Source organism: Lamprobacter sp. (assembly GCF_034860625.1).
Taxonomy (GTDB): Bacteria; Pseudomonadota; Gammaproteobacteria; order Chromatiales; family Chromatiaceae; genus Lamprobacter.
The window spans coordinates 1-1,597 of sequence record NZ_JAYESN010000476.1; the positions used below are offsets into that span (position 1 = coordinate 1).

Annotated in this window: 1 protein-coding gene; it reads left to right on the plus strand. The window is 62.9% G+C overall.

Annotated elements, in window-relative coordinates; all coding sequences use genetic code 11:
- Positions 1–1,597 (plus strand): metallophosphoesterase family protein (locus VBE63_RS28985; protein ID WP_323686444.1); only part of this gene is annotated, 1,597 nt, incomplete at both ends.

Genomic DNA, 1,597 nt, shown 5'->3' on the forward strand with positions numbered 1-1,597 from the left:
CAGCCGAGAAAGACGAGACAAACGAAAAAGACGTCGTCCTTCGATTCGCCGCGCTGGGCGATGCAGAACCGAAGCCCGAGCCTCAGTTCCCGCACATGGCCGCCGTGGTGGACGATGTGAACAGACTCGCACAAACGAGCCGTATGGATTTCGTCATCGGTGTGGGCGATATCGCGCACAAGGGCACGCGCATTCAATACGAGAACGCGACCTCGGTACTGCAGGCGCTGCAACCGCCCTTCTACCCGATCATGGGTAACGAAGAACACGGCAGCACAGTTAAGCGCTTCCTGCGGTACGCCAACCGTTGGGGTGGAGAGAAAGCCGGTATAACAGACGCGAGCTACGTTGTAGAGACCGATCAGGTCGCACTGGTGTTTGCATCGCCCGACTTCGACCGGGATTTCAAAGACCGGGGCATAGACTGGATGCTTGCGCAGATTCGGCGGCTGCAGCCGAAGCCAGTACTGCTCGTGGTGCACGGGGCGCAGGTCGGGGTCTACCCGGAAAACCCCGACAAGGGCATCACTCACGAGCGCTTTGCTGAAGTCACCGGGCAGCCGAATCTCGCGGCGATTATCTCCGGCGATCTGCACATGGACATGGACCGGGTGGAGCATTCCAAACAGATAGACGGGGTGCATTATCTGCACATTCCGGCGCTGGAGCGCACCAAGATTCCCGATGAAAGCCGGCATACCGCCATGTTTCGTGTGTTCACCGTGCATGCTGACGGCGAGGCGCTGGTTCAGACCTATGAGGCCGGGGTCGCCGAGCCGCTCAGGCGTCACGACTACCGTTTCAGTATCACGCCTGCAACCGGCCCTGCAGCCGCAGCCATCAGACAGACTGCCTTCCGCTTCCGTTCGGATACCCGTCAGGCACTGAACGCAGACGCCGGATGGCGCAGCAGCACAGCGCAGTTCAGGGACCTCGTTATCGAAGGCAATCCCGCATCGCCCCGGGTCAGCATCATCGCCAGTGAGGTGTTCCAGCACAGGGCAGAAACGTCGGATCTGCTCAACGGATCAGGCGCGCCCTTCAGCGGCGGCGCCGGCATCAGCTTTGCCGACAGTACGCCCGTCTGGTCGACCGCCGAAGGCCACGGCGAATGGGAGTGGCCACTGGTGATCCGTCGCTTTGCCGATGGCGCGGTGACGAACGAGGCGGGAGACACCTTCGAATTCCGCATGGCCGATGCGCAGGGCCAAGCGGTCGCGTCGCCGCGCGTGCCCGGAGTGACCGTCTCTGTTCCGCCCGGCCACATGGGCGGCACCTTCGTCGAGACGCCGGCGCGCATCGGGCCCTGGCAGGCGTCCAACGGCGATCTGTACTTCCTGATGGAGCCCTCCGAAACCTACAACGCGCTGATGACCGTGAAATCCTCCGACGGCGGCAAGACCTGGCGCGAAGTCGACGGCATCAACCGCCCGGAAACCGGCGACCTGGAGGGGGTCGCAAGCGCGCTGGCCGAGGGCCGCATCCACATACTGCACCAGACCTCGGACGACGTCTGGTACCACGTTTTCAATACCTCCGACCATCAGCGTGCGCCGGATGTCTGGGCGATCCGTGACGAGCGGCTTGCCTCACCGCA